We start from the raw sequence: 20,730 nt of genomic DNA, 5'->3' as shown, positions 1-20,730 counted from the left end.
CACCGGCGTGATGCTGGCCAACTTCAGCAACGAGCAGACCAAGCCGATCGGCCAGATTTCCCTGGCCAGCTTCACCAACGAGCAGGGCCTGCAGCCAGTGGGCGGCACCCAGTGGAAAGAAACCTACGCCTCCGGCATTCCAGGTTATGACGCGCCGAAGACCGGCACCCTGGGGGCTGTCAAGTCCAACTCCCTGGAAGAGTCCAACGTCAACCTGACCAACGAGTTGGTGAACCTGATCAAGGCCCAGAGCAACTATCAGGCGAACGCCAAGACCATTTCCACCCAGAGCACCATCATGCAGACCATCATCCAGATGGGCCGATGATTCGCTGATGTCGATCAACAAAAAGCCCCTGCCTCAAGGGGCTTTTTGAAAGCAGGGGTTGCAGAAAGATAGACCCCGGAACCCAATGAATAGCGCCGGGCTTCTTGTGTCAGCCTCGCCGCTTCCCTGTTATGGTGGCGCCCCTCAACCAGACGGCAGGAAGCAGTCGAGAATGGATTCAATAAGGACACTGGGTGTGATCTTGCTGGCATTGGCCAGCGCTCCAGCGGTGGCGCACGAAAACAATGATCCCGTCGAAAAAGCGATGTTCATCACGACCATTGCTCCCCTCCTGATCGTTAGCGGAACCACCGCACTGACTGTCTATGGACCTGCCAGCATGAAATCGGCAAAGACCGACGCCCTTGCGTTCATCGGCTCGGATGGGCAGATCCGCGGGGCGCAATTCGAGCAAGCCGTTCGCTACTACCACTCGGCCTATGGCCAGCCGTACATGACTGATAAGCAGTTGGCTCAGGCAATCGCAACGTCGTTCTGAGGGCTGCCCTCCGCGCATCATCTGCAGCGGCCTTCATGGACAGTTCACAACTTCCCCCCTGCTCTGCCTGTGATCAGCCAGTTGCCCCCTCGTGGATCAGTGCACAGCAGCAGGCGGTGGCGATCAATAAACCTGATCCTGTCGGCAGGCATGAACGGGCAAGGCTCAAAAAAGCAGGTGGTTCACGTATCATCACCACCTCTCATTCCCCCAAACCAGAGCCCGCCACGCACGGACGCCTTCTACTCGCCGCGATGCTTATCACGCCCTCCCTCTACGCCAGCGAGCAGCCCCCCACAGACGGCCATATGTACGCCGTGCGCTACCAGCAGGCCAAACTGGCCTGTGGCTCACTTCCAGACGATCTTGAAGCGGACTACGCCAAAGCCATGCAGTTGGCCAAGGACGCCAGCCCTGAATTTGCCGAAACCTACAGCAAAGGACTGGCAGCCAAGCCTCGCGGGCAAAAACCGGCAACCCTCGAGGAGCAGGAGGCACAGTGCAATGAAGGCCAGGTCAGCCTACGAGTGACCGTGAAACTCGCCCGCCTGTGGTTCCCCGGCGGCTGGTAGGCACCCTCTGTCTGTGAGCGGTCAGAATCCATCGGGGACTTTTTGCAGTCCAGGCTCTGCTCGACCTCCTTGCGCAGAACCTCAGCGAAACACTTGAATTATTGATGCCTGATCAGGCGCGACAATCCACCACACTGGCGCAATCACCAGCAATGGTCTTTGCTGTTCACGCCCTGCGGCATGCGACTTGCCCTGGGCCTGTGTCGGCCCGCGCTGGCAGCCTCTGCCTGCATACAAGGAACGACACGGACTGTCATAGCCAACCGAAACCAAGGAGGTCATATGAAAAGGAAAATGCTCGCCGCTTCAGTGCTGCTGTGGATGTTCTCGCTGACCGCGCAGGCGGATTGCGCGGTACTGGGCCCAGGGGTCGACCCCTGCGCAGGTCCGGTACTCGGGCCTACGGTCTGCGTATGCCCATGATGCAGCCTGTACCCTCGACCGGGGGACATGGATCGTTCGACTCATAACCAGGAGGTTGCAAATGAAGAAAATGCTATTGGCTGCAGTGCTGCTGTGCGGTTTCTCCCTGACGGCCCAGGCCTCGTGCCCGGTATTCGGCCCATCCAAGGACCCATGCAGCGGCCCGGTGTTCGGCCCATCCACCTGCCAATGCCCTTGAGCTGACGCAGCTGGCAGGCCCGGTTAACGTCGGGCCTGCTCGATCAGTGCGAAGTGCGAGGATCGGCCAGGGTCGCAACCCTCAGTGCCGCACCTGCTCCAGACAGCGGCCCATATCCTCCGCAGACAGGTTGCCACCACAGACCACCAGCCCCACCACCGCTTCCTCGGGTAGCTTCGATGCGTGGGCCAGCAACGCCGGCAGCAGCGTGCCGGACGCCAGCTCGACCCACAGCCCTGCGTCTTCCCCCAGGGCGCGCATGCCCTGGATCGCCTCCTGGTCGGACACCAGCAGCATGCCCTGCACATACTGTTGCGCATGGCCCAGCATCAGCGGGTGGATCATCGGCACGCCCAGGGTCGAGATCACCGAACTGATCTGTGCCTCCACTGGCCGGCCCGCCTGCAACGCCTGGGACATGGAACTGGCGCCATGGGTCTCCACGCCCCAGATGCGGATATCCGGCTTGACGGCTTTCAGCGCCGTGGCCACTCCAGCCAGCATCGCGCCGCCGCCGACGGCAACGAAAACATCGGTGAGCGTCGGGCAATCGGCGATGAACTCCAGGGCCAGGGTGCCATGGCCCTCGGCAATCAACGTATCGGCGCAATCGTCGAGCACCCGGTAACCCTCGGCCTCCAGGGCCTTGGCCCGGGCGAATGCCGAGTAGACATCGTCTTCCACCAGCACCGTGGCGCCTGCGCCACGCATTCTCTGCACCGATGAAGACGGCGCGCTTTGCGGCACTATCAGCGTCACCTCGGCGCCAAAGCGCTTGGCCGCCTCGGCGACGGCAATACCAAAATTACCACCGCTGACCGCAACGAACCTGGCACCCGGCAGATCATCCTTGAGCATCGAAAACTTGTTGAGCACGCCACGGGCCTTGAATGAACCACCGACTTGCAGGTTCTCCAGCTTGAGAAACACCGGCCGTTGCACCCGTTCCGCCAACACCGGGCTGGCAACGCTCGGGGTACGGAGCACCGCCCCGGCGATGCGCTGCGCCGCCGCAACTATGGATTGCACATCAATCAGATCTGTCATGCGTCACCGATTTCCTTCAGTTGAATATCGCCTTCCCTCGGCTGGCTGAGCAGCCGCGTCACACAATAACGATTTTTCGACAACGCCGCTGCGGAGCCAATCGCCGGGCAAAAAAAACCGGCGATCGCTCGCCGGTTATGTTGCAACCCGTCGCCAGGCAGGTCAGCACTAGCACTGCCCTGCCGGCCCGCCACTCAATGTGGGGCGTTCAGGGTCAGGCGCATCTGCCGATTCACATCCTTGTACAGCAGGTAGCGGAAGCGACCCGGGCCGCCGGAGTAGCAGGCCTGCGGGCAGAAGGCGCGCAGCCACATGAAGTCGCCGGCCTCGACCTCGACCCAGTCCTGGTTCAGGCGATACACCGCCTTGCCTTCCAGCACATAGAGGCCGTGCTCCATGACGTGGGTCTCGGCGAAGGGAATCACGCCGCCCGGCTCGAAGTTGACGATATTGACGTGCATGTCATGGCGCATGTCGCTCATGTCGACAAAGCGCGTGGTGCTCCAACGGCCCTCGGTATCGGGCATCACCCGCGGCTCGATGTCCTGCTCGTTGGTGACGAAGGCTTCCGGGTAAGGCACACCATCGACCTTCTGGTAGTGCTTGCGAATCCAGTGGAAACGCGCCTCGGTGCCGCTGGTGTTGCGCAGCTTCCAGTCGGCTGCCGGGGGAATGAAGGCATAGCCGCCGGGCTTGAGGGTGTGCTCCTGGCCTTGCAGGGTCAGTTGCACTTCACCTTCGACGACAAACAGCACCGCTTCGGCATTCGGGTCCTGCTCGGGCTTGTCGCTGCCGCCATTGGCGCCGACTTCGACGATGTACTGGGAGAAGGTCTCGGCAAAACCCGACAGCGGACGGGCGATGACCCACATGCGCATGTTGTCCCAATGCGGCAGGTGGCTGGTGACGATATCGCGCATCACGCCCTTGGGAATCACCGCGTAGGCTTCGGTGAACATCGCGCGGTCGGTGAGCATCTCGGTCTGGGCCGGGTGTCCGCCGTGGGGCGCGTAATACTTGGTTGTGGACATGGAGTCTCTCCTCATTGTTGTTTTGCTGCCCCGCGCAGGAGCCCCTGGCGGGTGAACAAAGCGGCGGCTCAACGCGCCATGGCACGCACGTCGAGCGCTGTTGGGCACCACGATATCCAGCGCTGCCATCATGCACAAATTAAATACTGAAATCCGGCATATTCATTTATCGAATATCAGACAGACTCAACGCCGAGTGTCCTGGGCCAGCACCCGTGACAATACCCGGGCCAGCTCCTTGACCATGGGGTCGGCCGCCGGGCGGTGCAACAGCGCCACCTCGAACACATCCACCGAGGGCAACCCGGTGCTTCTGGGCAGCACCTGGTGCCCCGCGGTCACCGCCCGCAGCGGCAACAGGCCGATGCCCATGCCATCGGCGATGGCCGACTGCAAGCCGCTGAGGCTGGAACTGGTGAAGCTGATATGCCAGCGCCGGCCTATGGTTTCCAGAGCATTGATCATTTCATCGCGATAGACCCCCCGGGCCGGGAAGGTGACGATCGGCAGCGGATCGAGGTCGATGCAAGGGTGGTTCGCGCTGTCCACCCAGCGGGTTTTCTCCGGCCAGCAGGCCAGGGCCTCACGGCTGTTCTGCCGCTGTTTGAGCAGCACCAGGTCGAGCTCGCCACGGTCATAGCTGGCGCTCAGGTCGCGGCTCATGCCGCTGGTGACCTCCAGCTTGACCTCGGGGTAACGCCGGTTGAAGGCGGCCAGTTGCTCGGTGGTGCGGCCCGCGGCGAAGTCGTCCGGCACACCGATGCGCACCGTCAACGCCACCGTGGCACCGGACAGCGCCTCAAGCATCTCGTCGTTCAACGCCAGCAAGCGCCGGGCATAGCCCAGCAGGGTCTCGCCGGCAGCGGTGGGCAGCACATCACGGTTACCGCGTTCGAGCAGGCGGTGCCCGGCCATCTCCTCCAGGCGCCGGACCTTCTGGCTGACCGTGGACTGGGTGGAATGCAGGCGCGCCGCAGCGGTGGTGAAACTGCCGCAATCGGCCACCGTGACAATGGCTCGCAACAGGTCGAGGTCGAACAGGCGGCTATTGGGTTTGTCGATATTACTCATGGGGGTATCTGTTTTCTGAATGCATGGAGCCTTTCTACCGAGTCTGGCTGCGGGAGACAAATCCACGTCGAAGCCATGGATATGCCATCATGCGCCATCAATACCCATACATCCTATAAGGACACCAGGATGCAATTTATCCCTCTACTCGAGACCGACTCCACCATCCAGGCTCACATTCGCACCCTGCGTAATCAGGAAGATGTTCGAAGGTACATGTACACCTCCCATAAAATCAGCGAGCAGGAACATGCAAACTGGCTGGGCTCATTGCCGAACAATCCTCGCCAGCAGGTCTTCGTCGCACTGGATCAAGGCCAGGCCCTGGGTATCGCCTCTCTGAACGCCATCAATAACCGGCAGAAAACCGCCGATTGGGCTTTCTATCTGGACAGCAAGGTTCAGGGCAAAGGCCTGGGCAGCCTTCTGGAGTTCTGGATGCTGGACTACGCCTTCAACCAGGCCGGCCTGGAAAAGCTCAATTGCGAGGTGCTGCAAACCAACCCTGGGGTGATCCGCATGCATCAAAAATTCGGCTTTGAAGTAGAGGGCATCCGCCGCCAGAACATCCTCAAGGACGGCAACCGCATCGACGTGGTGCTGCTGGGGATCACCCGGGAAGAATGGCAGGACAAACGCCCGAGCCTTGCCCCCTTGATGGCTCGACTCAAGCAATGAGCATCGGTAACGGGCAATGATTATTTTGTTACCGCTGCCTGGCTTTTAATATGTATCAATATATGACAGCGTAAGCTGAAGCCTCACCTCGTGATGCCCCCTGGCCCTGGTCTGGAGATTCTGCAAATGACGTTGAACTGCCTCAAGGTACTGCTGCTGGGCTGTACCGTTCTGCTGAGCGCCTGCTCCGCCACCACCACCCACTCTTGCTACTCGGACAACTGCCGCCTCGGTGGCGGCATGACCAAGCTCAACGTCAATGGCAATAGCGCTCTGGGCAGCAGCTTCAACCAATACGGCTCAAGCCTGCTGCACGACTGACACCAACCATTGCGCTGTGCCTGAACCGGGCCAAAAGCGGGCGGCGAAAAGCTCAGCCGCACGCTTCCGGCTGCCTGGCATTTACCCCTTGCGATTCTTCGCCCCGCCCTGGCGCGCCTTGAAGCGTGGATTGGACTTGCAGATCACATAGATTCGCCCGCGACGTTTGACGATCTGGCAGTCACGGTGGCGGTTCTTGGCTTCCTTGAGGGATGAGAGGACTTTCATGGCAATGACTCCTTGGCTAAAAACAATGTAATAACATATCCCATTTACCAATGAGAAGAGTTATCAACTCGCATTACCGGGCGGCGTACATCAAGGCAGGGCGCACGGAGGAAGGCAGTAGCGGATAAAAAAGCCCGCGCCAGAATCGGCGCGGGCTCTACAGGAGGAAGTTCGTCCGACCCAACGCACCGTTAGCCAGAGCAGTCACTCAACACAGTAAGGCCGGACGAACTGGCGAAAATCTATCGCCCTGCCCGCCCGGGCGTCGATCAGACAGGTCTTAAACTCCAGGCAGCCTCACCAGCTCCCCGAAGCCCCACCGCCGCCACTGGAACCACCGCCGCCGGAAAAGCCGCCGCCGGAACTGGAACCACCACTGCCACTGCCGCCCGCGCTGGACCAGCGCCATCTCGCGCCATTGGCAAACAGCACGAAGCTCAGGCAATAGGCGAACGGCAGCACCCGCCACCCATGCGCCAGCTCTGTCCAGGCGCCAGACAACCCGCCCAGCAGCAGGGTCACCACCAGCAGTATCGCCAGGCGCCAGAAGAAGCCCCTGGGGCTCTGGCGCCAGCGACTGCGCAGCATGCGATACAACAACCAGTGCCCGCCGATCACCAGCAGCACGCCCGCGGGCCAGAGCAGGCCGTAGAGGAAGGTCGAGGCGCCCAGGTACTGGCTGATCAGGCCCAGCAGCGCGCTGTACAGCAGCAGCCCCAGCACCCCATAGAACACCGGGCGCGCCTGCCACAGCCCGGCAAACAAGGCACCGCCCACCAGCATGCACAGCGGCACCAGCAACAGTTGAACCGCCCATTCACGGCCACCCACCACCGCCACCAGCAGCACCGTCAACAGCAGCACCCCGAACAGCACCCGGCGCCAGGCCCAGCCGGCAGCCAGCATCACCCCCGCCACCGAGCCGCAGACAAAGGCCAGCAGCAAGGCCCAGGCTTCGGGCGGCACCGACAGCCTTTCCGCTGCCTGCTCCGGCGACAGCGCCGGCAGCTCACCACCCTCCACCAGCACAATCAGGTGATCCAGGGCACTATCGATGCCCCCGGCAAAATCCCCCTGGCGAAAGGCCGGGGCCAGGTCCTGGGCGATGATCTGCCCGGCCAGCAGGTCGGTGATCACCGGTTCCAGGCCATAGCCCACCTCGATGCGCATCTGCCGGTCGTTCTTTGCCACCAGCAGCAGGACGCCGTCGTCGACCCCTTTGCGCCCCAGTTTCCAGGCGCGAAACAGTTGGTTGCCCAGCGCCTCGATGCTCTGCTGGCCCAGGTTGGGCACCAGCATCACCGCGATCTGCGCCCCGCGCCGCTGCTCCAGGGCCGCCAGTTTGTGCTCCATGCGCTGTTGCGTAGCGGCATCCAGGGTGCCGCTCAGGTCGATCACCCGCCGGTCCAGGGTCAGTTTCAGGGCTTCAGTGGGCGCCGGCTCGGCCAGCGCCAGCAGCGGCAACAGCAGCCCGATAAACAACACCCGCCACAGCCCACGTCCTTGTTGCCAGTACCGCTTGATCATCGCCCCACTACCCGCGTCGCTCATTCTCAAGGGGCGAACTCTACCACCGCCCTCGGCGCTGCCGATGGGCCGCTGCCTGATGCCAAGAAAAAAACACCGGGCAGGTGACCAAACCTGCCCGGTGCCCGACGACCTGTCGTATTGCCGCGCCCACCTCAACCCAGGCGGTTCAGGCACACCACCTTGGGCTGGGTCATTTCCTCATAGGCGAAACGCACGCCTTCGCGGCCCAGGCTGCCGTACTTGAAGCCACCGAAAGGCATGGCATCGAAACGGTAGTCGGAGGAATCGTTGATCATCACCCCACCCGCCTCGATGCGCCGCGCGGCGTCCAGGGCCTGGCCCAGGTCGTTGGTGAAAATCCCGGCGTGCAGGCTGTACTCGGGCTGGTTGGCCAAGGCGATGGCTTCGTCCAGGTCGCTGAACGGCTGCAACACCACCACCGGAGCGAACACCTCGTCCTGCCACAGGCGGCTGCCGTGGTCGACATGCTCCAGCACCGTGGCGGAGTAGCAGGAACCCTGGCGCTGATGCCCGCAAAGCAACCGCGCGCCCTGCTGCAGGGCCTGCTCGACCACCTGCTGGGCATTCTGCGCCGCCTGCAGGCTGATCATCGGCCCGATATCGGTGGCGTCGTCCAGCGGGTCGCCACAGACCTGGGCCTGGGCCAGCTCGACAAAGGCCTGGCGAAACGCCTCATACACAGAGGCCTGGACCAGCAGCCGCTGGGTGCCGATGCAATTCTGCCCGGCCGCCCAGAAGGCCCCCGACACGCAGCTCTGCACCGTGGCCGGCAGATCGCAGTCGGCCAGCACTATCACCGGGGCATTGCCGCCCAGGTCCATGGCCAGCTTCTTCAGCCCAGCGTTGCGGGCGATGCGCTCACCCGTGACAAAGCCGCCGGTGAAGGAAATCATCCGCACCTCGCGCGCCGCCACCAGCGCCTGGCCCAGCTCGGCGCCGCCGATGGCCAGGGTCACCACCGATTCCGGCAACCCGGCCTCACGCAGGTACTGCACCAGCTTGATGGCCGAGAGTGGCGTCAGCTCCGAGGGCTTGAGCAGCACCCCGTTGCCACCGGCAAGCGCCGGGCCCAGCTTGTGCGCCACCAGGTTCAGCGGGTCGTTGTAGGGGGTGATGGCCAGGATCAGCCCCAGGGGCTCCCGGGAGAACCAGCCCTGGCGGTTTTCCGAACCTTCGTAGGCATCGAAGGGCAGCACTTCCCCGGCATTGCGTCGGGCTTCCTCGGCCGACAGCTTGAGGGTGTTGACGCAGCGCTTGACCTCCTTCTGCGCCTGCTTGAGGGTCTTGCCGGCCTCGTCGACGATCAGCCGGGCGAAGTGCTCGGCATCACGCTCGATATTCAAGGCCGCCCGTTCCAGGATCTGCGCCCGCCGATAGCGCGGCAGCGCGGCGCAGGCCCGTACGCCCTCCCGGGCCTGCTGCAACAGTTGCGGCACGGCGCTGGCATCGGTGCAGGGCACCGTACCCAGCAGCCGGCCATCGAAGGGGCTGCGTACTTCAAGGGGTTCGGCGACCAGCGCCAGGCATGGCGAATTCATGGGCAGGCTCCTAGCGGCTGAGGCGCGATTGATGGATATGGATGATGTCCGAGAGCAAGGCAAAGGCCGTCTCGATGCGCCCGGCCCCCGGCCCGGAAACCGTGACCGCGCCCAGCAGGCCGGTGTTGAACGACACGGCATTGACCGCCCCACCAATCCCCGCCAGTGGGTGTTCCAGGGGCAGCAGCCGCGGTTCGACACTGGCCTGCAGCGAGCCGTCGGGCAAGCGCCGGGCCGCGCCGATCAGCTTCCAGCACGCACCGTCGGCCCGGGCCTGCTGCAGGTCCTGGGCGGTCAGGCCGGAGATGCCGCGGCAGCTGACATCGCTGACCTGCAATTGGGCACCGAGCAGCTCGTTAGCCAGGATCACCACCTTCAGGCGCACATCGAAACCCTCGACATCCGCTGTCGGATCGGCCTCGGCATAACCCAGGGCCTGGGCCTCGGCCACCGCTTCGGCAAAGCCCAGGCCCCCTTCCATGCGGCTCAGGACAAAGTTCGACGTGCCATTGAGAATGCCCTCGAAGCCCAGCAATTCGCTGCCGGCCAGGGATTGCTTGGCCAGGCGGATCACCGGGGTGCCGCTCATCACCGCGCCTTCGTATTCGAAGGCCACCTGGTTGCCCTGGGCCAGGGCCTTGAGCTCGGCGCCGTGCAGGGCGATCGGGCCCTTGTTGGTGGTCACCACGTGCTTGCCCTGCTCCAGGGCCCAGCGGCAGAAGCTGGTGGCTGGCTCGCCGTCCACCGGGTTGGTGAAGGTGGCCTCGGCGATGATGTCGGCGCCAGCCTCCTTGATCACCTGCTCGTTGAGCGCTTCCACCTGGCCGCCAGGCAGTTGCGCCAGGGCGCCCTTGCTTGCGGGTAACCGGCTCAACAGGCCGGCATCCAGGCCTTGGGGAGCAATGATGGAGCCGAGGAACAGGTCGCTGACACCGACGATTTTCAGGCTGAAGCCCAGCTGTTTTTTCCACGCCTGATTGCGCTCGGCAATCAGTTGCGCCAGGGCCCGATTGACCCCGCCAAAGCCCACCAGGGCGATCTTGTATTCAGTCATTTTTATTGTGTTCCATTCGGGTTGAGAAGCTGATGGACACAAGGTTAGGGGCCGGGCCCGGGCAGTGAAATAGGCCGTTTTGCTGTATTTCTTGAGCATTTTGACCAGCCCTGGAGCCAGCTGAACGGGCATAAAAAAAGCCAACGACAGTTGGCTTCTTCACCCCGGGCAAGGCCGCTACATCACCGCGGACAGAACAAAGGACGTCACGGTGTTTTCCACCCCGGGCAAGGCGGCAATCTCGTTCCACACCCGGTGCACCCGCTCTGGTGTCGCCGCGCTGACCCGCACCAGCACATCGAATTCACCGCTGAGCACTTCGCACTGGACGATCTCCGGCATCTGCCGCAGCGCCTGCAACACTTCGGCGCCGCGCATGCGGTCGTAGCGGTAGACGAAAATCAGCGCGTTGATCCGCGTGTCCGGCCCGCGCCCCTGGCCGGCACGAATGGTGTAGCCCTGGATCGCACCATCGCGCTCCAGGCGCTCGATGCGCTGGCGCACGGCATTGCGCGACAGGTTGACCTTGGCCGCCAGCTCCGCATGGGCGGCCCGGGCGTTGAGGGTCAGTTCGGCGATAATGCGCTCGTCCAGCGGGTCCAGAATCCGCTTCATGCAGCCTCCCAAGCAACGCTCATCAGAGGGCCATCAGGCAGTGCCGCAGCGCGGCGCAATCATCCGCGGCCAGGGTCTGCCACTGGTGCATTGACGGTGGCGCCACAGGCTCGACCGCCAACCCGGGTATGCCCAGCGACTGCAACAGGCGCACCGACTTGGCCGGGGCGATTTCCCCCAGGGTGACCATCGGCGCCACCAGGCTGCGGCGGTACAGGCGCGCCGCCAGCACCCCGGTGGCGGCATGCGGGTCGATGACAGAGCCGGTATCGCGATACAGGCTGACGATTTCCCGACCGGTTTCCTCATCGCTCACCGCATAGGAGTCGATGATCATCCGCGCCTGCAGCCAGAACTCGTTGCCCAGGCTCATCTCGCCGCTGTCTTCGAAGCGCTGCATCAAGGCCGCCACCCCGTGCGCGTCATGGCCATAGAGCTCCCAGACAAAGCGCTCGAGGTTGGCGAACAGCGACAGGTCCATGGCCGGCGACAGGCTCTGGCTGGCCTGGGCGCGGCAGTACTGATTCTTCAGGAACAACTGGTGCAGCGCGTCGTTGCGGTTGGTGGCGACAATCATCTGGGTAATCGGCAGGCCCATCTTCTGCACGATATAACCGGCATACACCTCGGCAAAACTGGCCGCCGGCACACTGAAGCCGATCGGCCTTTGCCCGCCCCCCAGTTGCAGCACGGCATGGAAATACAGCACCAGCTGGGCCATCACCCCGACCCAGTTGCTGGAGTTGAACCCGATCACCTCGCGCTCGGCCAACGGCCAGTCCCGCAGCAGCCGGGTGACCAGGGTCTGGCAGTCATCGAAACTGCCGGCCACGGCAAAGCGCCACAGGCCCGGGTAATCCGCCGCCAGCAACTGCTGCCCCTGCTGCTCGGGCACGCCGTGCTGCGGGTAGACCACCAGCAGCTGAGTGTGCGGGCAGCCCTTGAAGGCCTCGATGGCCGCCAGCCCGGTGTCGCCATTGGTCGCCCCTACCAGCACCCCGCGGCGCTGCCGGCGTTCGAGGAAATAGCCCACCAACTGCGCTTGCAGGCGCGCGGCAAAATCCTTGGCCGAACCCGTGGGCCCGTGAAACAGCTCCAGCAGCCATTCGTTGCGATCGATCTGCCGCAGCGGCGCCACCGCACGATGGCTGAAACCGCTGTAGGCGCGCTTGAGCAGGGCCTTGAAATCCGCCTCGGGCAGGCACTCGCCCACAAACGGACTGAGCACCCGGAAGGCCAGCTCGGGGTAATCCAGGGTCGACCAATGGGCAATTTCCTGGGGGCTGAAGCACGGCAGCTCCACGGGCACATAGAGCCCGCCATCAGCCGCCACGCCGGACAACACCACGGTTGCGAAATCCACCGTTTCGGTGGCACTGCGGGTACTTACATAACGCATGCTTGGCTCCGGCCAGTCATTTGTGGCGATGGGCCTGCTCCACCAGCCAAGTGGAGAACTCTTGCGCATCGGGATGGGGCTCGGCGTCGGCGCCGCGCACCAGGTAGAAGGATTCGCTGGCCTCGATGCGCTGCTGGAAAGGCTCCAGCAAGCGCCCGTCGGCGAGCATGTCGGCCACCATCGAGGAGCGCGCCAGGGCCACGCCCTGCCCCAGCTCGGCCAGGCGCAGGGTGGAGATCAGGGTGTCGAATTGCAGGCCGCGGGAAGCATCCACCTGCAGCGCGCCGGCACGCTGCAACCAGTAGCCCCAGCCTTCCTCGTAGCCCAGCACATGCAGCAACTGATGGCGCGCCAGGTCGTCCGCCACCTGCAACGGCAGGCGCGCCAGCAAGCTGGGGGCGCAGACCGGAAACAGCGTGTCCCAGGTCAGGCGCTGGGCCACCAGCCCCGGCCAGTGGCCCTGGCCCCAGCGGATTTCCAGGTCGTCCTCGCCATCCAGCTCCTTGACCCAGATATTGCTGATGTAGCGGATATCCACCTGCGGGTGGCGCTGCTGGAAATCCGCCAGCTTGGGCGCCAGCCAGTGGACGAAGAACGCCAGGCTGCCACGCACCTTGATCGGCCGGTGCTGGTGCTGGCCGAAGATCTCGTTGGTGCCCACCGCCAGCCGGGTGATGGCGTCTTGCACCACCGGCAGGTAGGAGCGGCCCTCCTCGGTCAGGTCCAGGCCCCGGGGCAGGCGCTTGAACAGCGCCACCCCGAGGTGGCTTTCCAGCTGGCGAATCTGCTGGCTCACCGCGCCCTGGGTGAGGCACAGCGCCTCGGCGGCGTGGGTGAAATTCAGGCAGCGGGCCGACACCTCGAAGGCACGCAACCAGTTCAGCGGGGGCAAGCTTTTCTGCTTCATCGCCTGGTTCTCTTGGACACCCTGGGCGCCGGGCGCGCCCGTCAGCCCTGCACGGCATCGGACGGCCGTGCCAGAGGTGCCAGGGCCAGGCGCCGCTGACGGCTGCTGCGGGTAATGTAATACACGAAGTAGCACCAGGCGATGAAGGGCACGCCGAAGTACAGGGCCACCCGCTGCTCCGGATCGAAGCCGATGCCGACGCAGGCCAGGGCGCAGCAGAACAGCGCCCCCAGGGGCACCCAGGGATAACCGCGAACACGGAACTTCAGCTGGTTCACGTCTCCGCCGTTGGCCACATAGTGCCGGCGGAAGGCGATCTGGCTGGCGGCGATGCTCATCCACACCACCACCACCGCCAGGCCGGAGATCGACACCAGGGCCAGGTAGATGGTGTCCGGGGCGAACACGCTGCTGAGCAAGGACGCCGCGCCACCGGCCATGCTCACGATAATCGCGTTGAGCGGCGTGCCCATGCGGGTCAGGGCCGAGAATTGCTTGGGCAAGTGGCCCTGGTCGCTCAAGGTCCAGAGCATCCGCGAGGCGGCATAGAGCCCGGAGTTGGCGGCCGAGAGCAAGGCGCTGATGATCACGAAGTTCATGATGTCCGCCGAGTAGGGAATGCCGATGTAGGTGAACACCGTGACGAACGGGCTTTCCACCAGCCCCGCCTGTTCCCGGGGCAACAGGGTGGCGAGGACGAAGATGGTGCCGACGAAGAAGATCGCCAGGCGCAGCACCGTGGTGCGGATCGCCCGCGGCACGTTGCGCTGCGGGTCGCGGGTTTCACCGGCGGCAATGCCGATCAGCTCGGTGCCGGAGAAGGCGAAGGACACCGCCAGCAAGGTCATGGCGATGGGCATGAAACCGGTGGGAAACAGCCCCTCGCGGGTGAAATTGCTCAGGCCGATGCTGTGGGCCTGGTCGATATGCAGCAGGCCGAGAATCGCCCCGCCGCCCACCACCAGGAACACCAGCACGGTGATCACCTTGACCAGCGACAGCCAGAACTCGGTTTCGGCGAACAGCCGCACCGAGACCACGTTGGACAGGAACACCACCACGGCGAACAGCGCGCTCCAGATCCATACCGGGGTGTCGGGGAACCAGCGAGCCATGAGGATACCGGCGGCGGTGAATTCCGAGCCGATGGCCACGGTCCAGGTCAGCCAATACAGCCAGGCCACGGTGTAGCCGGTGCCGGGGCCGAGAAAGCGCGTGGCGTAGGTGCTGAAGGAGCCGGTCTCGGGCATCTGCACCGCCAGCTCCCCCAGGCACATCATCACCATGTACACCATCAGCGCGCCGATGATGTAGGCGATCACCGCGCCCAGCGGGCCGGCCTGGTTCACCGTGTAGCCGGAGGTGAGGAACAGCCCCGTGCCGATCACCCCGCCAAGGGCCAGCATGACGATGTGGCGGGTGTGCATTTCCTGCTTGAAACCGCTGTGCGAGTCGGTCTGTTGTTCTTGTAGGGACATGATGGTTCTCATGAAAGTTGTCAGGGCAAGTCTCAATTTCTGCGACTGTGGAAATGGGCAGAAAACAAATCGGATGCCACCAGGTTTTTATTGTTATTCCTCTTCATGAAGCCCCCACTGGCTGCCTTGCTGTGGGGGTGTTGCGCGCTCTTTCAGTGGGCGACCTCGGCCCGAGTATCCAGGGAAGGGACGGCGCCAGGCGCCGCATCATGTTTGAGGGATTGGCGCAGCCAGGCGAAGGCCTGTTGCAGGTCGGCCAGCAGGTCATCGGTGTCTTCGATGCCCACCGACACCCGCACCAGGCCTTCGGAGATGCCCAGGGCCTGACGCTCCTCCAGGGTGTTTTCCACATGGCTGGTGGTGCGCGCCGGGCCGTAGATGGTTTCCACCGCCCCCAGGTTGCCGGCGCAGTGGGCGTAGCGCAGGCGCGGCAGCAGCACCTTGACGCTGTCCATGCCGCCCACCAGCACAAAGCTGACGATGGCGCCGAACCCGCGCATCTGCGCACAGGCCACGGCATGGTTCGGATGCCCGGGCAGGCCCGGGTAGTTCACCGCTTCCACCAGCGGCTCGCTGAGCAGGAACTGCGCCAGCTGCGCGGCGCTGTGCTGCTGTTGGCGCATGCGCAGGGCCAGGGTCTTGATCCCGCGGATGATCAGGTAAGCGGAAAACGGATCGAGGCTGGCGCCGTTGATTTCCCGGTAGTGCCGCACCTGGTTCATCAAGGCTGCGCTGCCGCAGGCCAGGCCGCCGAGCACATCGCCATGGCCGCTGAGAAACTTGGTGGCGCTGTGGATCACCACGTCCACCCCCAGGGCCAGGGGATTCTGGTTCAGCGGCGTGGCGAAGGTATTGTCCGCCACCACCAGGGCGCCGACCTTTTTCGCCGCCGTCACCAAGCGCTGAATATCGACAATCTTCAGCGTCGGGTTGGTTGGGGTTTCCAGGTACAGCAGGTCGCAGCCCTGGGCGATCTCGGCCTCGATCTGCTGCTGGTCGAAGGTTTCGCAGAGGGTCACGGCCACGCCCATGCGCGGCAGGAATTCCTCGAAGATCTTGTTGGTGCCGCCGTAGCTGTCCTTGGTCGACACCACCCGCTGGCCATGGCGCAAGAAGCTGTAGAGCACACCGCTGATGGCCGCCATGCCGCTGCTGAAGGCCACCGCGGCTTCGGCGTTTTCCAGGCTGCAGAGCTTGGCTTCCAGGGTTTCCACCGTGGGGTTGCTCATGCGGCTGTAGATAAAGCCCGGGGCCTTGCCCAGGGCCACGTCGTACCACTGGTCGATATCGTCGTAGCCATAGGCGGCGCTGGCGACGATCGGGGTTTGCGTAGCGTTGTAAGGGTGACGCACCTGCTCGGCGCCCCAGACCACTCGCGTGGCGATACCGGGATTTTCCAGGCCTGCGGTTTCAGCTTTCTTGTTCATTGCGACGGCTCACCATAAAGGGTGCGCGGCCTGTTGCCGCGCTGGGTCTGGCGGCCAATATAGAGAAAAGCCCAAGCCCCGAGAAACGATGTTATCGGGGCCAAAGGGGCGGTTTTTTTAATGGCTCGAAAGCCCTCGGCAATTGCCCTTGCGCGCAGCCGGCCAGCCTTGCCAAGCTGTTGCCTGCCTGATCGAGCCCCCTTGGAAAAACACCGGGAACCGCCATGAACCGCAACGAGCACCTGTGCCTGCTGGCGCACTACAACCAGTGGATGAACGCCAAGTTGTACCAGGCCGCCATGACCCTGCCCGATGCGCAGGTCGCCCTGGAGCGGCAGGCGTTTTTCGGCTCGATCCTCGGCACCCTCAACCACTTGCTGGTGGGCGACACCCTGTGGCTCAAACGCTTCGCCCAGCACCCGAGCCAGCACCCGGCCCTGGCGCCGCTGCAACAGGTGGCCAACCCGCAGGATCTCAAGACCCTGCTCTACCCCGACATCCGCCAGCTCTGGCAACAGCGCCAGTGGCTCGACCAGTTGATCCTGGATTTCAGCCAGTCCCTGAGCGCGGCCGAGCTGGACAGCAGCCTGCCCTACCACAACACCCAGGGCGTGGCCGCCGAGCGCAACCTGTTTGCCTTGCTGGTGCATTTCTTCAATCACCAGACCCACCATCGCGGCCAGGCCAGCACTTTACTGAGCCAGGCCGGGGTGGATATCGGCAGCACCGACCTGCTGGCGCTGATCCCCAACGTCCCCTGATCAGCCCGCAGCCCAGCGCTCGCGCAGCAAGGGCAATGCACGCTCACGCCAGAAGCCAGGGGCAATGCCACCGCTGGACATGCCGCCATGGGCAAAGGCGGCGACGCCAAAATGCTCCTGGGTGCCCAGGGGCCGGCCGGTCAGTTGCTCGAACGCCTGGGCGATCAGTTCATCGAGCTGCTCGACCGACTGCGGCCAGGGGCTGGCGGCAAGGTATTCGGCCATGGCCTGCCACAGATAGGGGTCGCCACGCAGGCCCCAGCTTAAAGGCGCCTCGGCAAAGAGTGCTGCGGTGGTGCGAGCGGTCATCGATCAGTCCCCGATTATTTTTCCCGGCCAATCTAGCGTCCCCCGCGACCTTCTGCGACCATGCGCGCGGAAAAACCTGGCCAAGGAATGCCGTTATCAAAGCCCTTCCCGCTGTATTGCTGCTGTCCCTGCTGGGCTTGTCCGGTTGCGGCACGCTGATCGCCCGTACACCTAACTCCCACGCCCACTACGACTACTACAAAGGCACCCAGGCCAATATCGAACTGCTAACCATGCGTGGTTCCAGCGGTTACGAAGGCTACGCCACGGTGTTCTGCTGGATCAGCATCGTCTGCCCGGTGGTGGCCATCGCCAGCCTGCCGGTGGATGTGGTGGCCGACACCGCGCTGCTGCCCTACGACGCCATCAACGACTAAGACGCCGCTCGGTGTCGACTCTTCCCGTTTTCTATGGAATGCCCATCATCCGAATCATCACTCGGCTGCTCCTGCTCAATACCCTGCTGCTCTCCGGCTGCGGCACCTACATGACCCGCGGCGACGCCCTGGATTTTCGCGACGACCGCTATTACCGCAGCGTCAAGACCAACGCCCAGGTGCTCACCGGCTACGACATGGGTTATGCCCGGATGATCACCGGCGGCTGCTGGGTCACGGTGATCTGCCCGATCCTGATGGTCGCCAGCCTACCCCTGGATGCCGCGGCCGATACCCTGCTGCTGCCCTACGACGCCTTCCAGCCGGAGCGGCCCAAGCGCAATCTGCATGTGGACATGAAGCATCCGCCCGAGGATATGGGCCCGCCCTTAGTGGGCACGCCCCTGGGCAGCGAGGCACCCGCGCCCGCCGCCCAATAGCGGCCGCTGGATCAACCCCTGCAACCCTGTGCTGCCCTGTTCCTGGAACCGCCATCATCCGCCTCATCACCTGGCTACTGCTCACTGCCCTGCTGCTCAACGGCTGCGGCACCTACATGGCCCGCAGCGACATGCCGCAATGGCGTGACGATCGTTACTACCGCGCCACCAAGACCAACGCGCAGATACTCACCGGCTACGGGGTGGACTACGGGCGCATGGTCACCGGTGGCTGCTGGGCATTGGTGGTGTGCCCGATCCTGCTGGTCGCCAGCCTGCCCCTGGATGCGGCGGTGGATACCCTGTTGCTGCCCTACGACGCCGCCCAGCCGGAACGACCCCGGCGCGACCTGGAACCGAAGCCGGAGTACCCCCTCGACAGGGAACCGCCGCCGGCCACCTGAGGGCAGCGGCAGTGAACGACAGCCAGCGATTGCCTGGGTCAGACCGGCTGCGACCTAGGCCTGGCTCGACAGCCGCTGCTCGGCCGGCATCTGCTGCAAACGACAAGGCCGGCCCAGGCGATCCACCTGCGGCCGGCCGAACCAGTAGCCCTGGCCCCACTCGCCGCCACAGGCGGTGGCCAGGCTCTGGTCGGTGGCGGTTTCCACGCCCTCGATAATCACGCAGGGCGCCAGGGTCTTGCACAGTTGCACCAGGTGGCCGAGGGTCTGGGCGCTGTTGAACTCGCCCCGGGCGCGCTGGATGTAACCCTTGTCGATCTTGACGATGTCCGGCCGGGTCTGGCGGATGAATTCCAGGGTGCCCAGGCCCGCGCCAAAATCATCGATGGCCACTCGGCAGCCCAGTTCCCGCAGGCCCAGCACGAACTCGCTGGCGGCCTCGATGCTCGGCGGCGTGGCGCTCTCGGTGATCTCGATCACCAGCCGCGCGGCCACCCCCGGCCACTCCCGCAACAGCGCCAGGATGCCTCGCCAATAAGCGTCGAGAATCGCGCTCTGGGCGGAGATATTGCAGCCCAGGCGCAGGCGCTCGTCGCGCTGCAGGCAGTCGATCACGCAGAGCACCACGCTGCGGTCCAGCTCACGCATCACCTGGTGCTTTTCCAGCAGCGCGAGGGGGTAGACGGCGCCGCCCAAGGCATCCACATGGCGCAGCAAACCCTCGTGGTAGAGCACCCGGCTACTGTCCGGCAGCCACACCACCGGTTGGAACGCCAGCATCAGGCGGCCCTCGGCCAGTTCGCGATAAAAGTCCCTGATGCTTTGCATGACAGATCCATAGACAAGACAACGGCAGCCCCGCCAAGGGGGCCCTGCCCAACCATGATCGACCCTGGATCGACCCCGGCGGAAGTGTTCCCGGAGACCTTTCGCTTGTCCTTGGAAACCCCGCTCTTGGCTTAATCGTCTGTGGCCTTGGGTTTATTGCAATCATGCCGCAGGCCTCACCGACATCATCTAGCCACTAGTTCAGGAAGACCTATGCACAGAATGACCAGCGCCAGTTTTCGGGTGCTTGCCGATGTCATGCAGGAGGGCGGCGCCAATGTCGACGCCCTGCTCCAGGCGTTCGGCAGCAGCATCCAGGACGTTGATGAAAACCCCAAGGGCGTCAGGCTGGAACTGGTCTATCAAATGATGCGCGAGGCCACCCGACGCACCGGCAATCCGGACCTCGGGCTGCTGGCCTACCATAAGGCCCACCCGGCCAATCTCAAGGCGTTAGGTTATGCGCTGATGTCCTGCGCGACCCTGGGCGCAGCCCTGCAACGCCTGGTGGACTACCACGCGCTGCTCAGCAACGGCTTCTGCATGTGCCTGGAGCGCAAGCCCCAGGCCTTGCGCCTGGTGGCCTTCGATGTCACCGCCGAGCCCTCGCTGATGCCCCGCGCGGTGATCGATGCCGGCGCCGCGCAAACCCTGGGCCTGCTGCACTGGCTGCTGCCCCAGCACAAGCCGCGGCCCCTGGCGGCGGCCTTCAGCTACCCGGAGCCGGCCGACACCCGCGCCCTGCGCCAGTTGCTGGGGGACAACCTGCAGTTCGATGCCGCGCACAACAGCCTGACCTTCAGCAGCCAGGACTGCGCCATCGCCCTGCCCAGCGCCGACCCGGCCCTGGACGTGCTGCATATGGAATACGCCCGCAGCCGGCTCAACGCCCTGCTCAGCGGTTCGATGACGGCGCGAGTGCGCCGGGCCCTGTCCGAATGCCTGGCCCGGGGCGCGCCCAGCGACCTGCCGCATATTGCCGAGATGGTCGGGGTCAGCACCCGCAGCCTGCAACGGCGCCTGGGCCATGAGGATGTGCATTTTTCCGCGCTGCAGGACGAGGCGCGGCTGATGCTGGCCCACAGCTTTCTGCGCAACTCCATGCGCAGCGTCAAATACATTGGCGCGCTGCTGGGCTTTCGCGATCAGAGCAGCTTTCACAAGGCCTGCATGCGCTGGTTCGGCATGACCCCCGGGCGCTACCGCGAGCAGTGATACCGGCGCCGGGCCTGAGCCCGGCGCCGC

The 20,730-nt window shown here is 64.2% G+C and carries 26 protein-coding genes; 12 read left to right on the top strand and 14 right to left on the bottom strand.

Annotated features, from left to right (window positions below; translation table 11 throughout):
* The 5 genes from J4P02_RS27065 to J4P02_RS27045 form a co-directional block, all read left to right on the top strand.
* A partial coding sequence (locus tag J4P02_RS27065; RefSeq protein ID WP_426196144.1) for a flagellar hook-basal body complex protein occupies positions 1–328 on the top strand: 328 nt, incomplete at its 5' end.
* Between the two features lie 196 nt (positions 329–524).
* On the top strand, positions 525–827 hold the full coding sequence (locus J4P02_RS27060; RefSeq protein WP_426196142.1) for a DUF2388 domain-containing protein: 303 nt from the start codon (positions 525–527) through the stop codon (positions 825–827).
* Positions 828–862: 35 nt separating this feature from the next.
* Complete coding sequence (locus J4P02_RS27055; protein ID WP_426196140.1) at positions 863–1,399, top strand: hypothetical protein; 537 nt, start codon at positions 863–865, stop codon at positions 1,397–1,399.
* Positions 1,400–1,681: 282 nt separating this feature from the next.
* Positions 1,682–1,822, top strand: coding sequence for a PA0050 family protein (locus J4P02_RS27050; RefSeq protein WP_426196138.1), 141 nt, complete (start codon positions 1,682–1,684; stop codon positions 1,820–1,822).
* Positions 1,823–1,883: 61 nt separating this feature from the next.
* Positions 1,884–2,021, top strand: a complete 138-nt coding sequence (locus tag J4P02_RS27045; RefSeq protein ID WP_426196136.1) for a PA0050 family protein — start codon at positions 1,884–1,886, stop codon at positions 2,019–2,021.
* A gap of 81 nt (positions 2,022–2,102) precedes the next feature.
* Here the strand turns inward: J4P02_RS27045 and J4P02_RS27040 are convergent, their stop codons facing one another.
* The 3 genes from J4P02_RS27040 to J4P02_RS27030 form a co-directional block, all read right to left on the bottom strand.
* A complete protein-coding gene (locus J4P02_RS27040; protein ID WP_426196134.1) occupies positions 2,103–3,068 on the bottom strand; it encodes a threonine ammonia-lyase in 966 nt (321 codons plus the stop codon).
* 194 nt (positions 3,069–3,262) lie between these two features.
* Positions 3,263–4,099, bottom strand: coding sequence for a bifunctional allantoicase/(S)-ureidoglycine aminohydrolase (locus J4P02_RS27035; protein ID WP_426196132.1), 837 nt, complete (start codon positions 4,097–4,099; stop codon positions 3,263–3,265).
* Positions 4,100–4,285: 186 nt separating this feature from the next.
* Positions 4,286–5,170 (bottom strand): LysR family transcriptional regulator, encoded by an 885-nt coding sequence (locus J4P02_RS27030; RefSeq protein ID WP_426196130.1) that lies wholly within the window; start codon positions 5,168–5,170, stop codon positions 4,286–4,288.
* 129 nt (positions 5,171–5,299) lie between these two features.
* On the opposite strand from J4P02_RS27030, the gene pseH reads away from it, so the two are divergent.
* Both pseH and J4P02_RS27020 read left to right on the top strand, forming a co-directional pair.
* Entirely contained in the window at positions 5,300–5,848 is a 549-nt protein-coding gene (pseH, locus tag J4P02_RS27025; protein WP_426196128.1) for a UDP-4-amino-4,6-dideoxy-N-acetyl-beta-L-altrosamine N-acetyltransferase, read from the top strand.
* Positions 5,849–5,974: 126 nt separating this feature from the next.
* The gene (locus tag J4P02_RS27020; RefSeq protein ID WP_426196126.1) at positions 5,975–6,169 is read left to right on the top strand and encodes a hypothetical protein; all 195 of its coding nucleotides are present in this window, start codon (positions 5,975–5,977) and stop codon (positions 6,167–6,169) included.
* An 81-nt stretch (positions 6,170–6,250) separates the two neighbouring features.
* Here the strand turns inward: J4P02_RS27020 and ykgO are convergent, their stop codons facing one another.
* From ykgO to J4P02_RS26975, 9 genes are all read right to left on the bottom strand, one after another.
* Positions 6,251–6,397 carry a type B 50S ribosomal protein L36 gene (gene ykgO, locus J4P02_RS27015; protein WP_426196124.1) on the bottom strand — a complete coding sequence of 49 codons (147 nt, stop codon included), beginning with the start codon at positions 6,395–6,397 and terminating at the stop codon, positions 6,251–6,253.
* 297 nt (positions 6,398–6,694) lie between these two features.
* Entirely contained in the window at positions 6,695–7,924 is a 1,230-nt protein-coding gene (locus tag J4P02_RS27010) for a TPM domain-containing protein (protein ID WP_426196120.1), read from the bottom strand.
* 155 nt (positions 7,925–8,079) lie between these two features.
* Entirely contained in the window at positions 8,080–9,486 is a 1,407-nt protein-coding gene (locus J4P02_RS27005; protein ID WP_426196118.1) for an aldehyde dehydrogenase family protein, read from the bottom strand.
* Between the two features lie 10 nt (positions 9,487–9,496).
* Positions 9,497–10,540, bottom strand: a complete 1,044-nt coding sequence (locus J4P02_RS27000) for a homoserine dehydrogenase (RefSeq protein ID WP_426196116.1) — start codon at positions 10,538–10,540, stop codon at positions 9,497–9,499.
* 177 nt (positions 10,541–10,717) lie between these two features.
* Positions 10,718–11,155, bottom strand: a complete 438-nt coding sequence (locus J4P02_RS26995) for an Lrp/AsnC family transcriptional regulator (RefSeq protein WP_426196114.1) — start codon at positions 11,153–11,155, stop codon at positions 10,718–10,720.
* Between the two features lie 22 nt (positions 11,156–11,177).
* On the bottom strand, positions 11,178–12,554 hold the full coding sequence (gene thrC, locus J4P02_RS26990; RefSeq protein ID WP_426196112.1) for a threonine synthase: 1,377 nt from the start codon (positions 12,552–12,554) through the stop codon (positions 11,178–11,180).
* A 16-nt stretch (positions 12,555–12,570) separates the two neighbouring features.
* Entirely contained in the window at positions 12,571–13,461 is an 891-nt protein-coding gene (locus J4P02_RS26985) for a LysR substrate-binding domain-containing protein (protein WP_426196110.1), read from the bottom strand.
* Between the two features lie 41 nt (positions 13,462–13,502).
* Positions 13,503–14,939 carry an amino acid permease gene (locus J4P02_RS26980; protein WP_426196108.1) on the bottom strand — a complete coding sequence of 479 codons (1,437 nt, stop codon included), beginning with the start codon at positions 14,937–14,939 and terminating at the stop codon, positions 13,503–13,505.
* Positions 14,940–15,091: 152 nt separating this feature from the next.
* The gene (locus tag J4P02_RS26975) at positions 15,092–16,366 is read right to left on the bottom strand and encodes a cystathionine gamma-synthase family protein (protein ID WP_426196106.1); all 1,275 of its coding nucleotides are present in this window, start codon (positions 16,364–16,366) and stop codon (positions 15,092–15,094) included.
* A 224-nt stretch (positions 16,367–16,590) separates the two neighbouring features.
* Here J4P02_RS26975 and J4P02_RS26970 point away from each other — a divergent pair, with 224 nt between their 5' ends.
* The gene (locus J4P02_RS26970; protein WP_426196104.1) at positions 16,591–17,127 is read left to right on the top strand and encodes a DinB family protein; all 537 of its coding nucleotides are present in this window, start codon (positions 16,591–16,593) and stop codon (positions 17,125–17,127) included.
* Here the strand turns inward: J4P02_RS26970 and J4P02_RS26965 are convergent, their stop codons facing one another.
* A complete protein-coding gene (locus J4P02_RS26965) occupies positions 17,128–17,436 on the bottom strand; it encodes a hypothetical protein (RefSeq protein ID WP_426196102.1) in 309 nt (102 codons plus the stop codon).
* Between the two features lie 116 nt (positions 17,437–17,552).
* On the opposite strand from J4P02_RS26965, the gene J4P02_RS26960 reads away from it, so the two are divergent.
* The 3 genes from J4P02_RS26960 (at position 17,553) to J4P02_RS26950 (ending at position 18,657) form a co-directional block, all read left to right on the top strand.
* A complete protein-coding gene (locus J4P02_RS26960; protein ID WP_426196100.1) occupies positions 17,553–17,813 on the top strand; it encodes a YceK/YidQ family lipoprotein in 261 nt (86 codons plus the stop codon).
* A gap of 38 nt (positions 17,814–17,851) precedes the next feature.
* Complete coding sequence (locus J4P02_RS26955; RefSeq protein WP_426196098.1) at positions 17,852–18,253, top strand: YceK/YidQ family lipoprotein; 402 nt, start codon at positions 17,852–17,854, stop codon at positions 18,251–18,253.
* Between the two features lie 116 nt (positions 18,254–18,369).
* Positions 18,370–18,657, top strand: a complete 288-nt coding sequence (locus J4P02_RS26950) for a hypothetical protein (RefSeq protein WP_426196096.1) — start codon at positions 18,370–18,372, stop codon at positions 18,655–18,657.
* A 54-nt stretch (positions 18,658–18,711) separates the two neighbouring features.
* Here the strand turns inward: J4P02_RS26950 and J4P02_RS26945 are convergent, their stop codons facing one another.
* Entirely contained in the window at positions 18,712–19,485 is a 774-nt protein-coding gene (locus tag J4P02_RS26945; protein WP_426196094.1) for an EAL domain-containing protein, read from the bottom strand.
* A 213-nt stretch (positions 19,486–19,698) separates the two neighbouring features.
* Between J4P02_RS26945 and J4P02_RS26940 the strand changes: the two genes are divergently transcribed.
* Complete coding sequence (locus J4P02_RS26940) at positions 19,699–20,700, top strand: AraC family transcriptional regulator (protein ID WP_426196092.1); 1,002 nt, start codon at positions 19,699–19,701, stop codon at positions 20,698–20,700.
* Positions 20,701–20,730: the final 30 nt, after the last annotated feature.

Source organism: Pseudomonas sp. NFXW11 (assembly GCF_049887815.1).
In the GTDB taxonomy this organism is placed as follows: domain Bacteria; phylum Pseudomonadota; class Gammaproteobacteria; order Pseudomonadales; family Pseudomonadaceae; genus Aquipseudomonas.
The sequence above is the reverse complement of the archived record's forward strand: the minus strand, read 5'-3'. Positions and strand labels throughout refer to the sequence as shown.

Coding starts and splice junctions, on each gene's coding strand:
- J4P02_RS26965 (WP_426196102.1), bottom strand. CDS start 17,436: ATGACCGCTCGCACCACCGCAGCACTCTTTGCCGAGGCGCCTTTAAGC.
- J4P02_RS26955 (WP_426196098.1), top strand. CDS start 17,852: ATGCCCATCATCCGAATCATCACTCGGCTGCTCCTGCTCAATACCCTG.
- J4P02_RS27020 (WP_426196126.1), top strand. CDS start 5,975: ATGACGTTGAACTGCCTCAAGGTACTGCTGCTGGGCTGTACCGTTCTG.
- J4P02_RS26970 (WP_426196104.1), top strand. CDS start 16,591: ATGAACCGCAACGAGCACCTGTGCCTGCTGGCGCACTACAACCAGTGG.
- J4P02_RS27000 (WP_426196116.1), bottom strand. CDS start 10,540: ATGACTGAATACAAGATCGCCCTGGTGGGCTTTGGCGGGGTCAATCGG.
- J4P02_RS27010 (WP_426196120.1), bottom strand. CDS start 7,924: ATGATCAAGCGGTACTGGCAACAAGGACGTGGGCTGTGGCGGGTGTTG.
- J4P02_RS26945 (WP_426196094.1), bottom strand. CDS start 19,485: ATGCAAAGCATCAGGGACTTTTATCGCGAACTGGCCGAGGGCCGCCTG.
- J4P02_RS27045 (WP_426196136.1), top strand. CDS start 1,884: ATGAAGAAAATGCTATTGGCTGCAGTGCTGCTGTGCGGTTTCTCCCTG.
- J4P02_RS27005 (WP_426196118.1), bottom strand. CDS start 9,486: ATGAATTCGCCATGCCTGGCGCTGGTCGCCGAACCCCTTGAAGTACGC.
- J4P02_RS26995 (WP_426196114.1), bottom strand. CDS start 11,155: ATGAAGCGGATTCTGGACCCGCTGGACGAGCGCATTATCGCCGAACTG.
- J4P02_RS27035 (WP_426196132.1), bottom strand. CDS start 4,099: ATGTCCACAACCAAGTATTACGCGCCCCACGGCGGACACCCGGCCCAG.
- J4P02_RS27050 (WP_426196138.1), top strand. CDS start 1,682: ATGAAAAGGAAAATGCTCGCCGCTTCAGTGCTGCTGTGGATGTTCTCG.
- J4P02_RS26980 (WP_426196108.1), bottom strand. CDS start 14,939: ATGTCCCTACAAGAACAACAGACCGACTCGCACAGCGGTTTCAAGCAG.
- J4P02_RS27055 (WP_426196140.1), top strand. CDS start 863: ATGGACAGTTCACAACTTCCCCCCTGCTCTGCCTGTGATCAGCCAGTT.
- J4P02_RS26950 (WP_426196096.1), top strand. CDS start 18,370: ATGGCCCGCAGCGACATGCCGCAATGGCGTGACGATCGTTACTACCGC.
- thrC (WP_426196112.1), bottom strand. CDS start 12,554: ATGCGTTATGTAAGTACCCGCAGTGCCACCGAAACGGTGGATTTCGCA.
- J4P02_RS26940 (WP_426196092.1), top strand. CDS start 19,699: ATGCACAGAATGACCAGCGCCAGTTTTCGGGTGCTTGCCGATGTCATG.
- J4P02_RS26975 (WP_426196106.1), bottom strand. CDS start 16,366: ATGAACAAGAAAGCTGAAACCGCAGGCCTGGAAAATCCCGGTATCGCC.
- J4P02_RS26985 (WP_426196110.1), bottom strand. CDS start 13,461: ATGAAGCAGAAAAGCTTGCCCCCGCTGAACTGGTTGCGTGCCTTCGAG.
- J4P02_RS27040 (WP_426196134.1), bottom strand. CDS start 3,068: ATGACAGATCTGATTGATGTGCAATCCATAGTTGCGGCGGCGCAGCGC.
- J4P02_RS27030 (WP_426196130.1), bottom strand. CDS start 5,170: ATGAGTAATATCGACAAACCCAATAGCCGCCTGTTCGACCTCGACCTG.
- ykgO (WP_426196124.1), bottom strand. CDS start 6,397: ATGAAAGTCCTCTCATCCCTCAAGGAAGCCAAGAACCGCCACCGTGAC.
- pseH (WP_426196128.1), top strand. CDS start 5,300: ATGCAATTTATCCCTCTACTCGAGACCGACTCCACCATCCAGGCTCAC.